The sequence below is a fragment of the Pseudovibrio japonicus genome, assembly GCF_014651595.1.
In the GTDB taxonomy this organism is placed as follows: Bacteria; Pseudomonadota; Alphaproteobacteria; order Rhizobiales; family Stappiaceae; genus Pseudovibrio; species Pseudovibrio japonicus.
The window spans coordinates 229,372-249,970 of the sequence record NZ_BMXE01000003.1; the positions used below are offsets into that span (position 1 = coordinate 229,372).

Below are 20,599 nucleotides of genomic sequence, written 5' to 3' on the forward strand. Positions count from 1 at the left end.
CCTTTGGCGGGTCCCGTCCGGGGTTATCTCCACATTTACGGCAGATCGATCTTCCTCCCTGTATGAGATCAGCGCATTTTGGGCATCTTGAAGGCCATGATAGCTGCCAGAGACGAAACCCCTGCCATGATGAGGAAGACAACAGGCCCGGTTTGAGCTGCATTTTCCAGTGTGATCAGATCTTTGGCTCCGGGAACGGAGAAGCCGGAGAGGCCAGCCAGAAGACCAGCCAGCGCCGCTCCAATGGCGGTGCCGGCGGATTGAAGCGGGCCGATGAAGCCGGAGGCTCTGTCGCGCTCATCGTCGGTTTCTGCATAGATGATCGCCTTCTTCAGGAACTGGCTGCTCATACCAAAGCCTGCACCGCTCAAGACCGATGAAAGCATGAAGATCCAGAGAGACAGCGTGGAGAGGGATAGGACAGTGAGCAGTATTCCAGCGGTGATGCTCAAGGTCCCCAGACGGATCAGGTTGGTCTGGGTGTGTGGTGTCTGCACACGGGCGACGATCCATGCGGTGGCTGTCCATGTAAAGGCTACGATTGCCATTGTATAAGCCGCCTGCGTGACGGTAAGACCCCAGAGCACTTGTCCCATGGCAGCGCCATAAACAACGCGTGCCGCGCTGGAGATTGACAGAAGCAAGGTCACCCACATGCCGAGGCCGAGGATGCCGGTGAGCTTAAATGCGCTGCGCGGTATGAAGGGGCTTGCGCTTTTCTTATCCCACTTGACGGCGAGGATTAGCAGCGTCAGCCCAACGACCAAGGCAGCAAAGATGTGCAGCGTGCTGCGCAGTTCACCCACATAGGCGACGAGCAGGACGGCCACGGCGAGCAGTCCGAGGCGCGGGAACATGCTCATTCTATCGGTGTTTTGGGCGCCTGTGCCTTTTTGCCTGGCGGTGGCAGGAATGACTGTGATCGCCAAAATGAGCAGTATCAGGGAGAGGGGCAGGTTGGCGTAAAATACGGCGCGCCATGACCAACTTTCTGTCAGAGCGCCCGCAGCAAGGGGACCAATACCTGCGGAAACCGCCCAGACCCCTGATAATAGGGCAAAGACAGAGGAAACGGCATTTTCCGGATATAGGTCTGAAATCAGCGTGTAGCAGAGGGAGACGATCATACCTTCGCCCAGACCTTGCAACATGCGACCGAGCAGGAGGTGCTCCAAAGAGCCGGCAACCCCTGCGATGAAGGAGCCTGCAAGAAAAGACAGGGCTGCGGCAATGAAGAGAGGACGCGCTCCAATGCGCGCTTTAAGGGAGCCTGTGACCGTCCCAGCCAAGATGGACCCAATCTGAAACAGGCTGAGCACCCAGAAAGCCCTTTGCTGGCCGCCAAGGTCTCTGATGATGTCTGGCATGATCGCGGAGGACAGGAAACCGTTCATGCTCGCCGATCCGACACCCAAAATCATAATGAGAGATGGCAACCAGCGGCCATCCATGGTGAGCTTTTGGAAGGGTGATAAAGGGGCTGTTTGAGCTGGGTTGGAAATGGTCACGAGTATCACCTAATTAGAAATATATCTCTTGTTTAATTCGAGATATTTGATAAGTAAAGTATTTTTTTATTAAGTTGGGCTTGCTTTGTGTAGTCCCAAAATTCGTGGGGCGGTCCTTTTCGCACGCAACTCAACTGAAGGCCGGCTGCGGGAGAAAGGAGAAAGGCTGGATGCTTGATGACGTTTGAGAATAGGCGGGTGTGTTGGGCGAGACTATCAGAATGGGGAGAGTGACGCACTGTCTGGTATCAGAATTTTTGTGGGGTTTGGGCCAATAAAAGAAAACCCCGCTTGGGGCGGGGTTTGAGAGTTTGTGTTGGAGGCTCGTGTTTACTGCACAAGCTCGTAGGTTATTGTGACTGATGACGAGAGGGTTTCTTGTCCGGCTGCAATTGGAGGGGCGCTGTCCATTTTTGCAGCTCTCATCGTCATCATTTCCGGGTAGGGCCGCGGGGTCGACCCTGCTTCGGAAATACTGAGAACCTTGCCGAGGCTGACGCCAGCTGCAGTTGCATACGCTTCTGCTTTGGTGCGTGCGTCTTTTACTGCGCTTTCGCGGGCCTCATCAATGAACTCTTCAGGGTTGGATACGCCGAACTGAATCTGTCCAACATCGTTGGAGCCGTTCTGGACCAGCATGTCCAATGTGGTGCCGAGCTTTGTGATGTCCTGCAGATTGATGCGGACGCCGTTTTGAACGCGGTAACCGATGATCTCAGGGGCTCTGGGCTCGTTGTTGTTAAGGCGGCGGTTGTCGTAGACCGGGGAGATATCGAAACCGGATGTCTGGACGTCATCGCTGTCAATGCCCGCTTCCTCGATGTCTTGCAGGATGGCGTTCATGGTGACAGAGTTTTGCTGAAGAGCAGAGGCAGCATCATCGCCTTGCGTGATGACGCGAGAAACCAGCGTCGCCATATCTGGCGCCACACTGACAGATCCCTGTCCAGAGACTGTGATCCTACCGGACAGTTCTGCAGCTTTGGCATGGACACCGCTGGAAACAACAAGGGCGGCGGCAACAAGGCCAGCAACTGCGAGGGCGCTTATACTTGGAAGACGTAATTTCTTCTGTTCGTTCTGCATTCAATTCTCCAGTTTAAAAAGTGTTTTGACCAATGCTTGATCTGTGTTGCTGATTGTCTTTTTTGATCAGTTGAATCTCAAGAAATGCAATTAGAAGTTACAATTGCGGCGGCTCTCAGGCGTGTTCATGTCAATTCACGGGTTTGATTTGGGTGATCCAAATTAATTGGATCGCCCACGTTGCCATCTCCCGACAACAGGATTGCAATGGGGCGCGAAGCGGGGAATTGCGCGCAGATAATAATGGCCAGCACGACTAACGGTACGCACAGCACCATTCCAATCACGCCCCATAATGTGCCCCAAAAACTCAAAGAGATCATTATGACGAGTGGCGAAATGTTAAGTTGTGTCCCCATCAGACGTGGTTCCACCAGATTGCCCAGAACGAACTGAACGGCGCCTAGCCCAAGGGTAATAGCGACGAAGGGCGTGAGGGTGTCGAAGTAAACCAGCGAGAGCAAGCTTGGGAAGATAACGGCAATCAGGGAACCGATTGTCGGGATGTAGTTGAGCAGGAAGGCAATGAAGCCGAACAGTGCCGGGTAGGGCAGGCCAGCCCACAGGGTGATGCCGTAGGTCAACAAGCCGGTGAGGGTGCTGACGCCCGTCTTGATGCCCATATAATGACGCATGCGGCGGCCAATCTCTCCACGAATGGCAAAGGCGAGCTGGGCGCGGTCGGAGTTCTCAAAGAGGGCGGCAAGTTTTTTGTCAAACGTGGCGGCCTCAAAAATCATGAAGAGGACGTAGATAAAGACCAGAGAGCTTGATCCAGCCAGACTGGTGAGAACCGACGCGCCAGTACTCAGAGCGGCGCTGAGCGAGAAGTTGGGCAGGATATCCTCGAGCTGAAGCGGCCTTTCCATATTTAACAATGAGGCAAGTCTGACCAGCAGCTCGTCGAGCCTGCCTTGATAGGTGGGCGCATCAAACGCCAGTTGTTGCAGGTTGACGGAGACAATGTTGAACAGGATGCCCAACACATAGAAGATCACGAGCAAGGCCAGCAGAATCGTGAGTGGGCGCGGCAGATAGGCCCCGACGACCGGCAAATGTCGCAGGGCGGTGGCCATGGAGTTGATAATGTACCAAAGCACCAATGCGATAATCAGGGGGATGAGAAGGGAGCGCCCTATGAAGAGTAGCCACCCAATAACAACAAGAAGGAACAAAGAGGCGGTAAAATTTATGAGAGGCTGGCGCATCATGCACTCCAAGGGGTCAAGCTGCCGGTGGCTGTTAGTCTTCACATAGTCTCTTAAAATCAGGTATTTATAAAGCTTTGTGATGAATCCTCTGTTTATCTGGCGGGGATAAGGCACATCCCCAAGTTTCAACAGGATCTGGCTGACCAGTTGCTTTAAACAATTTACTCGACCACAGTTGATGGTGTAGAACCTGTCCACGGTAAGGGCCTGTAGCTCAACTGGTTAGAGCCGTCCGCTCATAACGGACTGGTTGGGGGTTCAAGTCCCTCCGGGCCTACCACCTTCCCTATCTTCTTCATTTTCTTTTTATATCGGCTTTCACGATGTGATCTGCATTCACGTCGTGAACTTATTCTTTCTACATGCCGTAATTCTGGGGTGTGTTTAGAGTAGATATTTATCTCACCATGAATTTATAGGTGATATATTGTATCGGATAAACGCTAGGTGAAATTAGTTTAAAGTAATTACTTTGTTCTTACATTGCTAAAAGAAACTAATACCTTGATATGTCGTGAGATGACATAATTCAGCTCAGCTAATATACCAAAGCTACATCGATACAACTGACACTTTCTTTCTCAGAAATTTTTCGTGAAGTCCTCATTAGATTAGGGGTTGCTCTATGAGACTAAATTCTGCTCTCGGGCTCATGCTGGGGTGTGTCCTCAGTGTGGGCTCCTCTCACGCACAACAACTTGTTTATCAGCCAATTAATCCGAGCTTTGGTGGTTATTCGTCCAACACGACGCACCTGTTTGCAACAGCCAATGCGCAGAAAACTGCCACGGCGCGGGATATAAACAGTGGCGGTGGTTATGGCTCCGGCAGCGGGGCTGACGGAGACGGGACGAGCCTTGCTGATTTGTTTGTGCGCCAGTTGCAAAACCGATTGATCTATGCGCTGGCTGATCAGGTTTCGCAGGCGATCTTTGGTGAAGATCCCAAGGACAGCGGCACCGTCAGCTTTGGGGACCAGAAAGTTTCCTTTGTGCGGGGCACAGATTCCATTCAGCTGCAGATTATTGATGAGAGCACAGGTGCGATTACCGATATTACGGTTCCCGTTCTGCAGGCCGATACTCCAATAAATTGATGCCAGGTTATTGATATGATGAAGAAATCCATTGTTATCGCCATGGCGTTGTCGTTGTCTGCTTGCGGGCCGGTAACACGCATGGCTTTTAGTCCCGGACCTCAACTTGCAACGGTTTCTGCCCAAGCAAGTAAGTTGAAGAGGCTGCCCCCTCCGAAGGAGCCGGTTTATGCTGCTGTCTATAGTTATCAGGACCTGACTGGCCAGTATAAACCCTCTGAAAATGTGCAGACTCTGTCCCGTTCAGTTACGCAAGGTGCTGACACCATGCTGGTGCGGGCTTTGCAGGATGCGGGGGATCGGCGTTGGTTCCGCGTGGTTGAGAGGGGCAATCTGGATGCGCTCCTGAAGGAACGTCAGATCGTTACGCAGATCCGCAAGATCTATCTGGGCGAAGAGAAAGTTGACCCGAACGTGCTGCCACCACTGCTTTATGCGGGCGTGCTGTTTGAAGGCGGCATCGTTGGATATGACAGCAACACCCGCACTGGCGGCGCAGGCGCTCGTTACCTGGGCATTGGCGGGAATGCAGATTACCGGCAGGACGACGTTACCGTTGCACTTCGTGCTGTGAGCACCCGTACGGGCGAAGTCATGGCCAACGTTATGGTGCAGAAGTCTGTTGTTTCCGTCGGTCTGAAGGGCGGTGCGTTCCGCTACATCGCTTTGGATGAAATTTTGGAAGCTGAAGCGGGCATCACCAGAAATGAACCGGTCACCCTTGCTGTGCAGCAGGCCGTTGAGAAAGCGGTTTACTCCATTGTTATGGAAGGTGCGCGCGTTGGGGCTTGGAGTTTTGAAAATCCGGCCCAAGCCAATGTTTTGTATCAGGAATACACATCTGAGAAGGCACAGGTTACGCAGCCTGTAAAGGTGAAAAAGGCTCGCCCCCCATCGAATAATGGTGCTTACAAAGGGAGTGTTCCACTGGCGTGGTCAAACCTGTGGGCGAATAAGAAATCTTAGGATGTTGCAAAATGTTCAGCAGTTCTAGAACAGCATCCATCGTTTTTCTCTTGGGCCATAATTTTTCTAAGCCATTGAAATTAGGTGACTATGACAAATGGTGGCAAGAGATATGGGTTACCGTAAAACGGTAATAGAGGGTGTGCGACCTCGCTAAAACTCACACACCCTCATGTCGCAACGGAGCAAATTTGATTGGTTGCAATCTCCTTTGCTCACCCGAACTATTATATGTGAAGGTTCGTAATTATGAAGCAAATTCTTATTTTGTCATGTTCAGCATTGGCATTTTCAGTTGTTGCTGCACATGCGGGAGATGGTAATGCATCTTCCCTGAGCCAGGTGAACCTGGCGGGTGCAGGCAATAAGGGCACGATCACCCAGACCGGCGACTACAATAATTCGATTGTTCAGCAAACCAACACTGGAGGTGGCCTTAATACGGCGACTGTTATGCAGCGTGGCAGCAATAACATTGCTGGTACCAATAGCAGTTCAAACAGTATGAATGGTCAAATGGTGCAGAATGGCGCCAGTAACGTTCTTGACATCTGGCAGGACGACAATCAGATGGTGAGCCGTGTAAGGCAGTCTGGTGATTACAACACTGCAAATATCGACCAGCGTGCGGACGATGCTCCTTCTGATCGTACCCCTGATCACCGTGTCTGGCGTGTGAGACAGACTGGTCAGGCAGGTGCTACTTCGACGCAGAACAGTCTGGATATCACGCAGCGTGGTGATACCAACGTGGTTCATCGGGTTATTCAGCGGAATACTTCTGCAACTGGTGATGAGAATACTGCTACGATCACTCAGCGTGGCTCTTACAACGGTGCTAATATTGATGGCGTTCCGCCGGATGGACCATCCCATGGTGCAAGACTGACGCAGGTTGGATCTGGCAACGATACATCGGCAAAACAGAATGGTGAGCGTAACAACTTCTGGCTTGAATCCAGAGGTGACGGAAACATAGTTGATTTGGTTCAGGATGCCAGCTCCATTCAGTCCTACACCAAATCTGTTATTGAAGGCGATGCGAATGATGCCGGGTATCACCAGTCTGGTGATATGCAGGATATTGATGTTGTACTTGACGGCAGCAACTTCATGATCCGTGCCCGACAGTCTGGATCTTCCAACACAGTTGACTACGTAGGGGCCGGTGCCGACGGAAAGGTTTCCATTCAGCAGATTGGTGTTAGCAATGCCTTTTCCGGTTACTCAGCGGGCAACGACCAATATATTGCTGTGAAGCAATCCGGTGACAATAACTATGCTGGTATTGATGGTTTGAATGGACCTAACGTCAACAAGTTCTACGTGTTGCAGACGACTGATAGCAATCGCGTACATGTTGGAGTGGTTGATGGCAGCTATAATCGCCTTCAGTTCATTCAAAAAGGCGGTAATGGCAACGTCATTGACTTTGAAGACGTTTATGGTGACCAGAACAAGATCTTCCTCACCCAAAACGGCGAGGGTAACCTCATCACCGGTAACGTTGGCAGTAGGAACGATTCCTCTACAAGCAACAATAACCGCATTCGGGTGGCGCAGATCGGTGATTTTAACATAGCGGGTGTTTCTATCACCGGAAGTAGCAACACGGCAGACGTTGGTCAAAAGGGTAACAGCAACGTTGCTGACGTCATCCAAGCCGGAGACAACAACACTGCAACCATCACGCAGGGTGCTGCCAATGTTGGTCTTCCAACGATCATGACTGACAGTTCCATTCCATTCAATACGCTGAATGGCTCGAACTGGTAAGATTTCTTCCCCCGGCCTACGGGCCGGGGCTTTTTCAATTTTACTGACTCAATCTATAGAAAATAGAAGACACTGTGATGTGATGGGAGTGGATCTTTCCACTTCCGGAGCATTGCAATGTTGGTTGGTCTTCTCGTTGGCGGTTTTGCTCTGCTTGGAGTTCTATGTGGGGCAAATGCGCAGGATGCTCTCGTCATCCCTCAAGTGGCTGTTTCCGAGTCTCAGCAAGGGGGCGCAGGTTTGCAGCTATCGGAAGGGCAGAGTGCGAAGCTGGTTTCCGGCGATATTCCGCAGGTGACAGGTTACGGTGGGAATGCCATCAGCATTCGGGGTTTAGAAGAGAGTTTCGCCACTTTGATTGTTCCTGTGGAACCGAAAACAGTCAGTGATGTGCCAAACTCGCCGGTTGGCGGGCAGGGGCTGATTATCGGGACCGGGGATACGGTGCTTTACGAGGCACAGGGAACCGGGGATGGCTTTGGTTTCATCCAGTATGGATATAGCAATTCATTGATAGGCAGAACTTATGGGCACGGCAACACGGCGTTGCTTGGGCCGTTCGAGAACAATAATCGGGTGCTGCTCAATCAATTTGGAACTGGGAATTCTCTAAGTATTATGCAGGGGCAATAGCCGTACGTGGGCTCATTGCTCCGAATTTTCGGGTGACGGACATGATAGGAAAATCAAGCGGGTTTATTCTGGCAGGTTTGTTGATGCAGACGGCCGCGTTTGCCGGTGATGGGAATACCGCACTTATCCGGCAGGTGGGTGACAATCACACGGTTCAGGTTTCACAAACTGCAAGCAACAGCGATGCAACTGTTCTGCAAGGCGGAGAAACTCTCGCTGCTGGTGTAGGGCAGACCGTCTTGCGCGGGGCATGGGCTCTTGGTGATTTTTGGGGCGCGTCAAAAAATGCTTTTGATGCGGCTGACAACGTGGCCGCGCTTGTGGTGCGTGAGAGCTTTCTTGCTCCCTCTGCCACTGGTGTTGGCAATGATGCGACAGTTGTGATTTCCGGCGATAATTCAACAGCTAACCTGTTTCAGACCGGAAATAACAATCTAGGGTCGGTGGAGGTTTCCGGTAGTGATTCCAAAGGAACCTTGTGGCAGCACGGCAACGACAATGAGGCTGGGCTGTCTGTCATCAGTGATAGCACCTATGTGCTTTACACCCAGCGTGGTAACGGGCTGAAGACCTCTGATGGCAATACGCTCACGGTTTATGCTCCGGGTAACTCCCTCAGAGTGGATCAGCAATAGGGCATGCTCGTGAGTCAGACACAGCGTTGGTGATCACAGTGGACTGTGCTGCCGTACGGTATGGTGTGCGGTGCCGGGATGTTCCGGGTTTCAGGAGTTACGGATTACTGGCGTTTTGGCGTTCGGCCATTGCGAGTGCTCCGTGTAGGGCATCGCTTTTGGCGGGTACAATGAACTGCTTCAGGTCTGGAGGTAAAAAGGCGTCGTAAGCCTGACTTAGACCACCAAGCAGGGCGATGGGCAGTTTGCCGTCATCGCTCAGGAGTCGCAGGGCCGAGGCCACGTAGGTGGTGCCTTCCTCAACGATGTCGAGGGCAAGGCTGCTTTGTTGCTGGGCGTAGATGAGGATGATCGGCATGAACTCGGCGAAGTCCTTGGGCTTTGCGCTGCGAGCGAACTCCGAGAGTTTGCGCGGGTCATCGTCAAACTGGCGTAGGATATGCTCGGTGAGCGGGCAAAGTCTGCGTAGGCCGTCGTGTGCGAGCAGGGCTTCTTCCAGTGCACGTTCGCCCATTTTAGCACCGCTGCCCTGATCTCCGCAATGGAAGCCCCAGCCACCCAGATAGTAATGCTGGCCGCCTTTGCGGGCCATGAAATTGGAGCCAGTTCCGACGATGCCGATCACACCGTCTCCAGCGCCGTGTGCGCCTTCCAGTGCGATCACGGTGTCGGTGACAATCTGCGCTGAGGCGAAGGGCAGGGTTTGTGCAAGTCCCTCCGGATCGTGGTGGGCGTTGGCGCCTGCAAGGCCCAGAACGGCGACGGTTTGCTGTAAGGCTTCTTCGGTCAGGCCCGCGTCTTTACACGCTTCATTTGCTGCGAAACTAATGGATTTCACGCTCTGGGCAGGGTCGCTGTAAATGTTGGCTGGTCCGGCTGTCCCACGGCCCAGTAAACGTCCATCTGCTGTTGCGATTGCTGCACGGCATGTGGTGCCTCCGCCATCAACACCCAGAATGTAATCCATGAGGTTTGCCTCTTCTCTTCCGCTTCCAATCCTGTGTATGGCAGCAGGTGTTTAATGCATGGTTGAGACGTGGTGGTTTTGTCGGGGCTGCTGCACTTCCAAAGTGGTTGGCGTAAGGGATGCAGGGGGAGCCCGAGGTGGCCTTGATATGCTGGGCTATCTTTTTTGGCCATAGGGGCGCGTCGGATTGCACGCTTGCGGGGTGTAGGATGCCAAGTGCTTTGTTGAGTTGCGGAAGCTACTCTAAACGTGAAGTGCTCGGTGAGCTACGAACTGTAAACCAGAAGCAGGTTTGTTGCGTGCGGGCAGCCAGGCAACGCCCATCTGGGATAGGCGTTGCTGCAGAACGATAAGGGGTCTATTTAGGTTCCAGATCAGCCCGTGTGAAAACCGGATAAACGGGCAGGTTAGGAACGCCTTGAATTGCGGGGTTGCCTTCTCCTCGCCAGATCGCGCAGATGACTGCGCGAACATCGGCGCCTTCCTGTATTGCAAGCTGATGGGCGTCCGCGACCGCACCGCCGGTGGAAATCACATCCTCGATGAAGGCTATTTTTTTCCCGGCGACGTCCTGGCCCTCAATCGCCCGGCAGGTGCCATAGGATTTGGCTTCTTTTCGAACGAATGCTGCCGGTAGTCCGGTGTGCAAGGAAAGGGCGGTCACGAGGGGGACGCCTCCCAGTTCGAGGCCAGCGATAATCTCGGTTTCGGGTGGCAGTAAATCACTCATTGCCTTTGCGAGTGGCCGCAACAGGTGAGGCAGACCTTCAAAGCGATATTTGTCGAAATAGCGGTTTGACACCTGTCCTGAGCGCAGCACAAATTCGCCCTCAAGCGCAGCGACCTCGGTAATGCTCCGCGCGAGATCGGGCAATGACAATATGGACTGATCTGACATCTGGTTTCCCCTTTAAATTCAATCGGCCCATTACTAGTGCGAAGGCAGCTGACTGGCAAACGTTTTGGTGAACTCGATGCGCCGGAAGGGAACGTCGGTAAGCAGGGGCATCTTTTCTCGCCGTTTCGGATCGAAATACTGCTGGACTTCAGTAAATCAAGTGCTTCAGAGAATTCCGGAAACTGCTCTTGACTTAAACTTAACTTGAAGCCCTAGACAGGATGTCATCGGAAACCAATAGAAAGGTTGTTGTGATGATAAAGAGCGCCCTGAGCCAGCTGGAATCTGCCCTGCCTGATCCTGTCGTGATGGTGAGCCTTTTTTGTGAGCATCGGCGAGGTGTTGTGCGTTCGCGGGTGAGCAAAGTTCATGCTCTGGTGTGTGACGATGACATTGCCGTCGTTTCTCCTGGGAAGACTAGTCAGTAAAGCAGATAGGGGCCTTATCAAATTCGTCAGCATCTGAATGGGGATGGGAGGTCTCGGTGTGATTTTTAAGAAGAGCGTTCGCTCGTGGCTTTGGCGTGCGGAGCCGTATTGGTTTTAAGCGTTTTGGTGCCGGGTAGCCCAATAGATTTTGCTGGGCTTTTTACAGGTGGGGCTTCATGAAATTGTTTAGTTTATTTGCCGCAAATCTCGTTGCTTCAGTTGCGATGGGAATTGCGCTTACGATTGTTCCCTGGGAGCTTGCCAATAGCGTTGGCGGGGGGAAGTTTCTTGCTTTTACTGCGAGTTGGTCAACAGCCGTGCTGATCTTTGTGTCTCCGGTTGCTGGTCGTTTGGTAGACCGCTTATCGCGGCGGTTCGCCCTGATGGTTTGCGTTGTGACTATGGGAATAGTTTTGCAGATCAGCGCTTTGGCCTATGGCTCTGCGGTCCTGAAAGTGGCTGGTCTGAGCGTGTTCTATTTTCTCTCCCAGATATTTTTCTTGTTCTTCTACAACGCTCTAACGGCATTCATCCAAGAGGTTTTTGAGGAGGAAGAACGCGGCAAGGTGAATGGCTGGATGCAAGTTGAAATGCAGGCCTCAACCGTTCTCGTCGGCCTTTTGATGATCTATTCCATCGAGAGCGAGGACTTCAGAAGCGTTCTTGTCTTAAACGGCTTCTTGCTGTTTTTATCGGCGCTTTTGCTTGGCGTTATTCCCTATTCTAAACAATCGAGACCGCAGCAGGCGAGGCGTTCAAGTGTTGTGTTTGCGACCATCTTGCGGCGTTACGATTTGGTGATGCTTGGGATCTGCGGAAGCGTGAGTTTTGTTTGCATCATGATGCTGAACATTGTGCATCCGGTTTATATGGTGAGCGTTCTTCAGCTGGATGTTTCAGCCCTTGCGAAACTGTCGATTGCATTCGGGATAGGGGCGGCGTTTTCGGGATTTATTGCTGGCAGGTGTGTACGAAAAGAAATTGCATTGCCCATCATGAAAACCTGCATAGTCTTGTACACCGCAATGACCTTCCTGATGGCGCTGTTTCCGGATTTTCTGGTTATTCTTGTTTTGTTTGCAGGGCTTGGGGCTACAGGGTCGGCGATACGGGTTGCCTATAACACCTACATCATGAGCGTGGTGGATGAGGCGATTTTTGGTAGCTACCTGTCAGTGATCAGCACGGTTACCTACATTCAGCGGACAGTCTTTGGGTTGTTGCTGGCGCTGATTATCGCGTGGTGGCCTGCCTCCAATTATTATTGGTTTGTTTTCGCGATCAGTTTTGCCGGGTTTGTGTTGCTGCTGGTCCATGGAGTGCTTGCCTCCGGGCACAGGCTTGAAATACCGGAGCTGGGCCGTGAGAAAGAGGCTTGAAGAGATTTGGGAGCGTACTGAGCGTGTCGGCAAGCTTCACCCAGAATGTTGATCGGGCGGTCGATCAACATTCTGGGAGCTTTGGTTTTACTTCGTATTCACTCTCGCAGAGAGTGCTTCGGCGGATTCTTTGCGTTCGGAGTATCTATCCGTCAGATGCTCCGTGCGCCCGCGGGTGAGGTGGGTGAACTTCATGAGTTCTTCCATGACATCCACTACGCGGTCGTAGAGGGAGGACGGCTTCATGCGGTCGTCGCCGTCAAACTCCAGAAATGCCTTGGGCATGGAGGACTGATTGGGGATGGTGATCATGCGCATCCAGCGGCCAAGCACGCGCATCTGGTTGACGGCGTTGAAGCTTTGGGAGCCGCCGCTGACCTGCATCAGCGCCAGTGTTTTGCCCTGGGTTGGGCGAACTGCACCAACAGAGAGGGGCACCCAGTCGATCATGGTTTTCATGATGCCGGTCATGGAGCCATGGCGTTCTGGCGAGCACCAGACCTGACCTTCGGACCACATCATCAGGTCGCGTAATTCCTGCACCTTGGGGTGGTCTGGCTCAGCGTCATCGGCCAGTGGCAGGCCGCTCGGGTTGAAGATGCGGGTCTCGGCGCCAAGCTGTTCCAGAATGCGCTGGGCTTCCAGAATGGCAAGGCGGGAGAAGGAGCGTTTGCGCAAGGAGCCGTAGAGCAGCAGGATACGTGGAGCGTGGTCCGGTGCATTCTCTTTGCGCAAAGCATCAGTGTTGATCGGGTGGAAGCTGTCTGCTTCCAAATGTGGTAGGTCGGTCAAATCAAAGGACATTTTGGAGGCAGCTTATGTTTTTGCAGGGATGACGACTTCGCCGTCTTCTTTGGTGAATGCGCCAATCTGGTCTGCGCTGAGGATTCCCAGCAGCACGTCAGAGGGGCGGCAGAGGCGGGTGCCTTTGTCGGTGACGACGATCGGGCGGTTCATGAGGATTGGGTGTTCCTGCATGAAGTCGATCAGCTGATCGTCGGTCCACTTTTCATCATCAAGGCCAAGCTCCTCAAAAGGAGTGCCTTTTTTACGCAGTACTTCGCGAACGGAGAGACCGCTGTCCTTGATGAGCTTTTCCAGCGTTTCGCGGGAAGGCGGGGTTTTGAGGTATTCAATCACGACCGGTTCGGTGCCAGCCTGTTTGAGCATGGCGAGGGTGTTGCGGGAGGTGCCGCATTTTGGGTTGTGATAGATGATTGGGTTCACGTTTTAGATCTCCGGTGGTGTTGGTCAACAGGAAGAAAACGGGTTGAGACCCTGACACAGGGTCGGATCGCCGCTGCAGCAATCTTCTGTCAGGAAACGAAGCAGGCCGCGCATGGTCTGCGGGGCAATGGCGTAGCGCACCACGCGGCCTTCTCGCTGGGCGGTGAGGAGGTGGGCGCGTTCGAGCGTTGCTAGGTGGAACGACATGCGGGTGGGGGCGATGGACAGCTCGCTGGCGATCTGGCCAGATGGCAGGCCCTCCGGCATGGCTGTCAGGATCAGGCGGAAGGCAGCCAGTCTGTCCTTGTTTGCCAAGGCGGCAAAGGCCGCGACGGCGTCATCTTCCGGCAGCGGGGCAGCGGTGTCGCTCTGGGAAATCTTAGTCATGAGCAAATACTACAAATATCCTTGTAGTGTTGCAATGAGTGTCTTCAGTGCGAGAGCGAAAAGCTGTGAGTGGGAGTGGAAAGGTGTTTGGTGGGAGAGAGAGGAGGGAGGCTTTGTTATTGTTGGGGATGCCTCCCTCCAGTCGTGTCAATGCCACTTGGGGTGGCATTGGGTGGTCAGGATGGGGGTGTGCTTATTATTGCTGCTTTTCTTGTTTGGGCATGTATCCCCGATAAGCCCAGTGCTGGCATATCGGGGATACGTTTAGTGGCGCGGCGAGAGATGGAAGACAATGACCTCCGCGTCTTTGCCGTTGTTCAGCAGCAGTTGGCCCTGACCTTCTGCGTCGATGGCGTCACCTTCTGAGAGTGTTTCGCCGTTGATCTGTACCTCTCCGCGGGCCACGTGCACATAGACCGCACGTTCGTCATTCAGCTCAAAGCTGATGGTGTCAGCTCCGTTTAGCTTGCCGGAATAGACGTCTGCGGCGGCCTCGGTACGGATGGAGCCATTGCGACCATCGTGGGAGAGGAACAGTTGCAGTTTTCCATCGCGTTCTGCATCGCCCAAATCCATCATTTCATAGCGGGGCGTGGTGTTTTTGCGGTCTGGGATCAGCCAGATCTGGAGAATATGGGTTTTCTCCGTGCTGGATGGGTTGAACTCGGAGTGCTGCACGCCGCTGCCAGTGCTCATGAACTGGATGCCACCTTTGTGGACGGTGCTGCCGTTGCCCATGGTGTCTTCGTGCGCCAGTGCACCTTCGAGCATGTACGAGAAGATCTCGAAATTCTCATGGGGGTGCATCGGGAAGCCAGCAGCTGGATCAATCCAGTCGTCATTCATGACACGCAGATTGTGGAAGTTCATGTTGTTACGGTCAAAATAACTGGCGAAGCTGAAAGAGTGGGCGGTTTTCAGCCAGCCTGCATCCACATGGCCCCGCTGATGGGAGGGGCGTACTCTTAGGCGTAAATCAGTTGCGGTGTTGGTCATGGGACTCTCCGAATTTGTTAATTTCTTTTATTCCGTTGTCTTGACCCTAAAGATATTCTAGTTCTCAAAATGAACAAGGTAACGTTTGGTGATCTGATTGTTCGCTATTTTTGAACGAAGGAGCCTTTGCCGGTTTTCCGAAAGCTGCAAAATCCGGCTGCCAGTTTCATAAAAATTTCGTGGGGAGTGGTGCTGGCACAGATTCCTGTGCGCTACCTGTGCCAAAGCCTCTAAATCTGTGGGTTAGTGGCCCGCCTTAAAGACTTCTCTATAAACCGTATGCGTAATCTGCGGATTGGTGAATAAGAGACTTCTGAGTCATCATGCCGCTGGCATCCCAAACAGCTGCATTTTCGACTTGGAGCGTGGAACAGGTAGTATGGCGTTGAAAATCCTGCACACAGCAGACTGGCATATTGGCCAGAGTCTGAATGGCTGGTCACGCACTTATGAGCACCAACAGTTTTTCAGCGAGCTTGAAGAGTTGATTGAGCGCCATGAGGTGGACGCGCTGGTTGTTGCAGGGGATGTGTTTGACAACCAGAACCCATCCGCAGACGCCACGCAGATGCTGTATGAGGCACTGGCCCGGTTTCGCGAAAAACGCCCGCATCTGATCACTGTGCTGACTGCTGGCAATCACGACCCTGCCGGACGGGTGGAAGCACCGGGTGTGCTGTTTCAGAAAATTGGTGTGCAGGCCGTGGGTATGGTGCGCAGGCAGGATGGCTTGCTTGATCTTTCCCACCATCTTGTGCCGTTGATGGATAGTGACGGTGCGGTGAAAGCCTACGTGCTGGCGCTGCCGTTTCCGCGCGCAACGGATTTGCCGGGCCTTAGCTTTTCCTCTTCAGAAGAGGGCTCGCCAGTGGTGCGGGCGGTGGCCGCTCTTTATGAGGCGGCTGTGTCTCAGGCTCGTGAGCAGATTGGCAAAATACCCCTTGTTGCAACAGGGCATTTGCATGTTGCTGGTGGGCTGGAATCTGAAGGGGCGGAGCGCCGCATCCTGATTGGCGGTGAACATGCCATGCCGTGGGAGCAGTTTCCTGATGATCTGACTTATGTGGCGCTTGGGCATTTGCACAAGCCACAAAAGGTGGGCAAGGAAACCATTCGCTATTCCGGCTCGCCGTTTCCTCTTTCCGTGACCGAGCAAAACTACAAGCACGGGGTAAACCTGCTGAGCTTTTCTGATGAGGGGGTGCTTTCCATTGAGCGCCTTGAGCTGACCCGTCCTGTGCCGTTCCATCGCCTGAAAGGTGACGGTGGTTTGTTGCTTGAAGAGTTGGAGCCTGCGCTTGTCGGTCTTGGGCTGGATGGGGAGCTACCGGTGGAGCAGCAGCCGTTTGTGCATGTGGATCTGAAGCCGCAGGTTTCAGCTGGCGGGCTGAAGGCGGAGGTGGACCAGATCCTTGCCCAGTATCCTGTACGCAGTGCCGGGGTTTCTGTTTTGCGGCCACAACGGCAAGAGAGTGTCAGTGCGGAAGCGGAGAGCCTGATCCGTCTTGCTGAAATTCAACCGGATGAGCTTTTCAAATCTGCTTTTGAGCGGGTGCACGGCGTTGCGCCGGACGCCAAGCATCTGGACTATTTTTATCGCGCAATCGCTGATGCGGAGGTTGAGTAATGCGTATTCTAGCGGTTCGTGGCGAGAACCTTGCCAGTCTGGCGGCACCGTTCGAGATTGACCTTGAACAGGAGCCTTTGAATGGGGCTGGTTTATTTGCGATTACCGGGGAAACGGGTGCGGGCAAGTCCACATTGCTGGATGCGTTGTGCCTTGCCCTGTTTGGGCAATGCCCGCGTTTAAGCGCTGCTGGCAGCAGTGACAGTGTGCCGGATGTTGCAGGTGCGGAGCTGAAAGAAACCAATGCGCGCACAGTGCTTACACGCGGTGCTGCCTCTGGTTATGCCGAGGCAGACTTTGTAGGCGCGGATGGCGCGGGATACCGGGCGCGCTGGACTGTGCGCCGTGCCCGCAACAAAGCATCGGGCCGCTTGCAGAATGTGGAGCGCTCGCTGGTTCGTATGGAAGATAATGCTGCGATTGAAAGCGGCATCAAGCAGGTGGATGCAGCTGTTGAAGAGCGGTTGGGGCTGACCTACGACCAGTTTAAGCGCACGGTGCTGCTGGCGCAGGGCGACTTTGATGCCTTCCTGAAAGCCAATGACAGCGAACGTGCCGCTTTGCTTGAAAAGGTAACGGGCACCCAGCGCTACCGGGATATTTCCAAGCAGGTCTTCCAGCGCTTTTCCGATGCTAAGGATGCTGTTGCCAAGCTGGAAGATAAGTCCGATGTGGCTGGCCTTCTGGAAGAGGACGAGCGCAATGATCTGGTTGGGCAGCAGGCTGAGCTGGAGCGGCAGTCCATGTCTGTTCAAAGTGATATGGATGCCATTGCCAAGTCGCTTGGGAACTTGCAGCGGCTGAGTGATGCAAAGAGCAAGCTTGCCACCGCGCAGGATGAGTTTGTTGCCTTGAAGGCGCGGCATGAGGCTGCCAAGACCAAGCGGGATTTGAAGGCACAGTTTGAGCGCATCAAGTCTCTAGAGCCTGTGACCCAGCGCGTGGTTGATGCTGAAAAAGACGTTGCGGGCACACGTGCTGCCGCAGAAAAAAGTCAGGTTCTGCTGGAAGCTGCGCGCACGGACCTTGCTGGCAAAGACGAGCAAACCAAGCAAGCGGATGCGGTTTTGGGTGAGCTGGAGGCAGAACTTACCAAGCTGACACCGCAGTGGCGTGAAGCAGAGCAGCTGGACACCAAACTGAGCGAGCTTGAGGTTGAGGGCAAACAGCTGCGCGAGCGCTGTGATGTTGCTGCCGCGGAGGCCAAACAGGCAGACGACGCGCTGGTGGCGCACGGCAAAGCTTTGGAAGAGAAAAAAGCGCTACAAGCCACTGTAAAAGAGCAGATGGAGCGGCTGAGCGCGACTAAGGTGCTGAAAGAGCGTCAGGACAGTTTATACGCTGATCTGGATGAGTTTGAGCGGGTTCAGGTTGCGCTTGCCAAGGATGGCGAGCATCTGCTTGAGATGCGCCAGCGTGAGAGTGAGCTGGATACGATCCAGAGCACGCTTTCTGCCCAGTTGGTTCAGTTTGCCACTGATCTGGAGGCTTGTGAAACTGATGTTGCTGCCAAGAAGACCGATATTTCTGCACTTGGCGCAACTAACGCACGCAAGAGTATGGAAAAGCTCTCTGCTTTCCGGGAGCGGGCTGAGAAGCTGAAAGAGACTTCTCGTCAGTTCAAGAAAGCCAAGCGCAGCAAAAAGGCCGAGCAGGCGACCTGGCAGAAGCTGGAGGAGCAGATGGCCGGTTTGCAGCAGGCAAAAGAAAAGGCCGTCAGCGAGTTATCCTTTCGGGAACAAACCCTTGAGAAAGCCAGAGGCCTTTCCACCCTTGCTGAAGCGGCGCAAGGGGATGACGTAAAAGTTCTGCGCGCCGGGCTGGTGGAGGATGCCCCTTGCCCGGTTTGTGGTTCTGACCAGCACCCCGTAGATACACAGGAGGGCCGGGCTGCGTTGGACACGCTGTTCGGCGACGTGTTTCTACAGCGCAAGGAAGCGGAAGAAGCTTGTGCAGCTGCGCGGCGAAATCTAGACGAGATCAATCAGAAACTTGCTGCCTGTAAAGCCTCGAAGCAAAACGCCTTTGAGCTGCAAAACCGCTATGCAGCGGAAGCAGATGCTTTGCGCACCTCTGCCGATCAGCAATGGGCTGTGCTGGAACCTCCCTTTGCTCTGGAGCTGAGCGTTGATGATGTTCTTGAGACGCCAGAGCTGCTGGATGGGGTGCTGGATGAGGTAGTCCTCAAGGTAGAGGACTTGCGCCGCGTTCTGGATCAGGATGAAACGCTCCGCAAGGATCTGGAACAGCTGGACAGCAAGCTGCGGGAGTTGCGCGGGGCACATCACAAAACGGCGACCGAGCAACGGCAGAACGCTGAAGCGATTTCAGTAATCCGTGCGGAGCTTTCGCGCACTGAAGGGCGGCATAACGAGAACTCAGCGGCGCAAGTGCGTATGGAGCAGCGGTTGACTAAGATGCTGGAGGCCGGTGGCATGGCCGTCGTGTCTCTTGCTGCCGAGCTGCCAGCGCTGAGGGATGATTTGCAGGAGCGCATTTCCAATTGGAATGCGCTTGAGCTGCAGGAGGGGACAACTGCTGCGGCCCTGCAATTTCTTGAGCAGAAGACGAGTGGTCTTGTTGAGCGGCGTGACGGGCTTGCCAAAACATCCGGTGAGTTGCAGCGCCAACTGGAGCACCTTCGGACGCGGCATCAGGAGCGGTCTGCTGAGCGTAAATTGCTGCTGGGCGGTATGGCAACAGCAGCCCATCGGGCAGCGGTTGACGAAAAACATAGCAACGCAAAAGAACGCGTAAAAAACGCAAGTAACGCACAAAACAACGCAAGAGATGAATTTGGGCGCCTTGAGGCTGGCTTAGCGGCGGCAAAGGCTGCTGAGGCAAAAGCGATTTTGGCGCTAACGGATTGTTCTGACAAGTTAAACTCGGAGCTTGCTGTTCTGGGGCTTATGAGGGATGCCTATGATGGCCTGCGGGAGAGGGCATCTCACGAGCTGGACGCGCTGACGCTTGAGCTGAAGGCGCTGGATGATGCTTACATAGCAGCGCAAACTGCTGTTTCCACTTGGGAAAAGGAGCTTGCTGCGGTTCAGGCATTGCCTATGCCAGACCAGCCGCAGGAGGAGTTATCCTCTCAGCTGGAGACAACCAAGCAGGTGCTTTCTAGCTTGCAGGTCAAACGCGGCGTTCTTTCTGAGAAGCTGCGGGTCGATGCTGAGGCGCGGGAAAAAGCCAAACAAATCATGGGCTTGCTTATGGAGGCAAAAGAGACTGCCAAGACCTGGGGAGCGATTTCTGAGGCGATTGGGTCTGCTGATGGCTCCAAGTTCCAGAAGGTGGCGCAGGGAGTTACTCTCGATTTGCTGGTGGAATTGGCCAACAAACAGCTGCACCAGCTCAAACCACGTTACCAGCTCAAACGCGCTGATTTCGGTCTCGGCCTTTTTGTTATCGACCGCGATATGGGCGACACACCACGTTCCACACGCTCGCTAAGTGGCGGAGAACGCTTCCTTATTTCGCTTAGCTTGGCTCTGGCTCTGTCCGGTTTGGAAGGCCGCCAGTCGTTTGTTGACACGCTCTTTATTGACGAAGGCTTCGGTTCATTGGACGCTGAAAGCCTTGACCTTGCCATTGATGCACTGGAAATGTTGCAAGGGCAGGGGAGAAAAGTTGGCGTCATCAGCCACGTGGAAGCGCTGAAGGATCGGATTCCAGTTCAGGTTCAGGTACTTAGACAGGGAGCAGGGCGGAGCCGCGTTGCCGTCAATGCCCCGGCAGGATGGTGATAAGTCCTTTTGGGTTCCCTTTGGCTTGAT

At 53.8% G+C, this 20,599-nt stretch carries 18 protein-coding genes and 1 tRNA gene; 10 read left to right on the plus strand and 9 right to left on the minus strand.

The genetic code is table 11. The annotated features are described in order from the left end of the window. Positions 1–68 precede the first annotated feature (68 nt). The 3 genes from IE076_RS09620 to IE076_RS09630 all read right to left on the minus strand — a co-directional run bounded on the left by IE076_RS09620 (position 69) and on the right by IE076_RS09630 (position 4,003). Positions 69–1,508, minus strand: coding sequence for an MFS transporter (locus IE076_RS09620; RefSeq protein ID WP_209009000.1), 1,440 nt, complete (start codon positions 1,506–1,508; stop codon positions 69–71). 330 nt (positions 1,509–1,838) lie between these two features. Then, a complete protein-coding gene (locus tag IE076_RS09625) occupies positions 1,839–2,594 on the minus strand; it encodes an SIMPL domain-containing protein (RefSeq protein ID WP_189436570.1) in 756 nt (251 codons plus the stop codon). A gap of 125 nt (positions 2,595–2,719) precedes the next feature. Next, a complete protein-coding gene (locus IE076_RS09630; protein WP_209009001.1) occupies positions 2,720–4,003 on the minus strand; it encodes an AI-2E family transporter in 1,284 nt (427 codons plus the stop codon). A gap of 5 nt (positions 4,004–4,008) precedes the next feature. Here IE076_RS09630 and IE076_RS09635 point away from each other — a divergent pair. The 6 genes from IE076_RS09635 to IE076_RS09660 all read left to right on the plus strand — a co-directional run bounded on the left by IE076_RS09635 (position 4,009) and on the right by IE076_RS09660 (position 8,911). After that, positions 4,009–4,085, plus strand: a tRNA-Ile gene (locus tag IE076_RS09635). 345 nt (positions 4,086–4,430) lie between these two features. Continuing rightward, a complete protein-coding gene (locus tag IE076_RS09640; RefSeq protein WP_209009002.1) occupies positions 4,431–4,901 on the plus strand; it encodes a curli assembly protein CsgF in 471 nt (156 codons plus the stop codon). 15 nt (positions 4,902–4,916) lie between these two features. Further along, positions 4,917–5,867 (plus strand): CsgG/HfaB family protein, encoded by a 951-nt coding sequence (locus tag IE076_RS09645; protein WP_189436571.1) that lies wholly within the window; start codon positions 4,917–4,919, stop codon positions 5,865–5,867. A 249-nt stretch (positions 5,868–6,116) separates the two neighbouring features. Next, positions 6,117–7,643, plus strand: coding sequence for a curlin (locus tag IE076_RS09650; RefSeq protein WP_189436572.1), 1,527 nt, complete (start codon positions 6,117–6,119; stop codon positions 7,641–7,643). A gap of 117 nt (positions 7,644–7,760) precedes the next feature. After that, positions 7,761–8,276, plus strand: a complete 516-nt coding sequence (locus IE076_RS09655; protein ID WP_209009003.1) for a hypothetical protein — start codon at positions 7,761–7,763, stop codon at positions 8,274–8,276. A gap of 41 nt (positions 8,277–8,317) precedes the next feature. Then, the gene (locus tag IE076_RS09660; protein ID WP_189436573.1) at positions 8,318–8,911 is read left to right on the plus strand and encodes a curlin repeat-containing protein; all 594 of its coding nucleotides are present in this window, start codon (positions 8,318–8,320) and stop codon (positions 8,909–8,911) included. A 97-nt stretch (positions 8,912–9,008) separates the two neighbouring features. On the opposite strand, the gene IE076_RS09665 is transcribed toward IE076_RS09660, so the two are convergent. Together IE076_RS09665 and pyrE are read right to left on the minus strand one after the other, a co-directional pair. Further along, positions 9,009–9,878: a glucosamine kinase nucleotide-binding domain-containing protein gene (locus IE076_RS09665; RefSeq protein WP_189436574.1), complete on the minus strand. Its 870-nt coding sequence runs from the start codon at positions 9,876–9,878 to the stop codon at positions 9,009–9,011. 358 nt (positions 9,879–10,236) lie between these two features. Then, positions 10,237–10,776 carry an orotate phosphoribosyltransferase gene (gene pyrE / locus IE076_RS09670; protein WP_189436575.1) on the minus strand — a complete coding sequence of 180 codons (540 nt, stop codon included), beginning with the start codon at positions 10,774–10,776 and terminating at the stop codon, positions 10,237–10,239. 254 nt (positions 10,777–11,030) lie between these two features. On the opposite strand from pyrE, the gene IE076_RS22545 reads away from it, so the two are divergent. Together IE076_RS22545 and IE076_RS09675 are read left to right on the plus strand one after the other, a co-directional pair. Then, a complete protein-coding gene (locus tag IE076_RS22545; RefSeq protein ID WP_194539860.1) occupies positions 11,031–11,204 on the plus strand; it encodes a hypothetical protein in 174 nt (57 codons plus the stop codon). 176 nt (positions 11,205–11,380) lie between these two features. Then, positions 11,381–12,583 carry an MFS transporter gene (locus IE076_RS09675; protein WP_189436576.1) on the plus strand — a complete coding sequence of 401 codons (1,203 nt, stop codon included), beginning with the start codon at positions 11,381–11,383 and terminating at the stop codon, positions 12,581–12,583. An 87-nt stretch (positions 12,584–12,670) separates the two neighbouring features. Here IE076_RS09675 and arsH read toward each other — a convergent pair whose 3' ends face one another. From arsH to IE076_RS09695, 4 genes are all read right to left on the minus strand, one after another. Further along, positions 12,671–13,387 (minus strand): arsenical resistance protein ArsH, encoded by a 717-nt coding sequence (arsH, locus tag IE076_RS09680; protein WP_189436577.1) that lies wholly within the window; start codon positions 13,385–13,387, stop codon positions 12,671–12,673. A gap of 12 nt (positions 13,388–13,399) precedes the next feature. Beyond that, positions 13,400–13,810, minus strand: coding sequence for an arsenate reductase (glutaredoxin) (arsC, locus tag IE076_RS09685; protein ID WP_189436578.1), 411 nt, complete (start codon positions 13,808–13,810; stop codon positions 13,400–13,402). 24 nt (positions 13,811–13,834) lie between these two features. Further along, positions 13,835–14,197 (minus strand): ArsR/SmtB family transcription factor, encoded by a 363-nt coding sequence (locus IE076_RS09690; protein WP_371871483.1) that lies wholly within the window; start codon positions 14,195–14,197, stop codon positions 13,835–13,837. A gap of 264 nt (positions 14,198–14,461) precedes the next feature. Continuing rightward, complete coding sequence (locus tag IE076_RS09695; protein ID WP_189436579.1) at positions 14,462–15,193, minus strand: pirin family protein; 732 nt, start codon at positions 15,191–15,193, stop codon at positions 14,462–14,464. Between the two features lie 379 nt (positions 15,194–15,572). On the opposite strand from IE076_RS09695, the gene IE076_RS09700 reads away from it, so the two are divergent. Continuing rightward, the gene (locus IE076_RS09700) at positions 15,573–16,820 is read left to right on the plus strand and encodes an exonuclease SbcCD subunit D (RefSeq protein ID WP_189436580.1); all 1,248 of its coding nucleotides are present in this window, start codon (positions 15,573–15,575) and stop codon (positions 16,818–16,820) included. Then, complete coding sequence (locus tag IE076_RS09705) at positions 16,820–20,569, plus strand: AAA family ATPase (RefSeq protein WP_189436581.1); 3,750 nt, start codon at positions 16,820–16,822, stop codon at positions 20,567–20,569. Before IE076_RS09700 ends, IE076_RS09705 begins: the two co-directional genes overlap by 1 nt. Positions 20,570–20,599 lie beyond the last annotated feature (30 nt).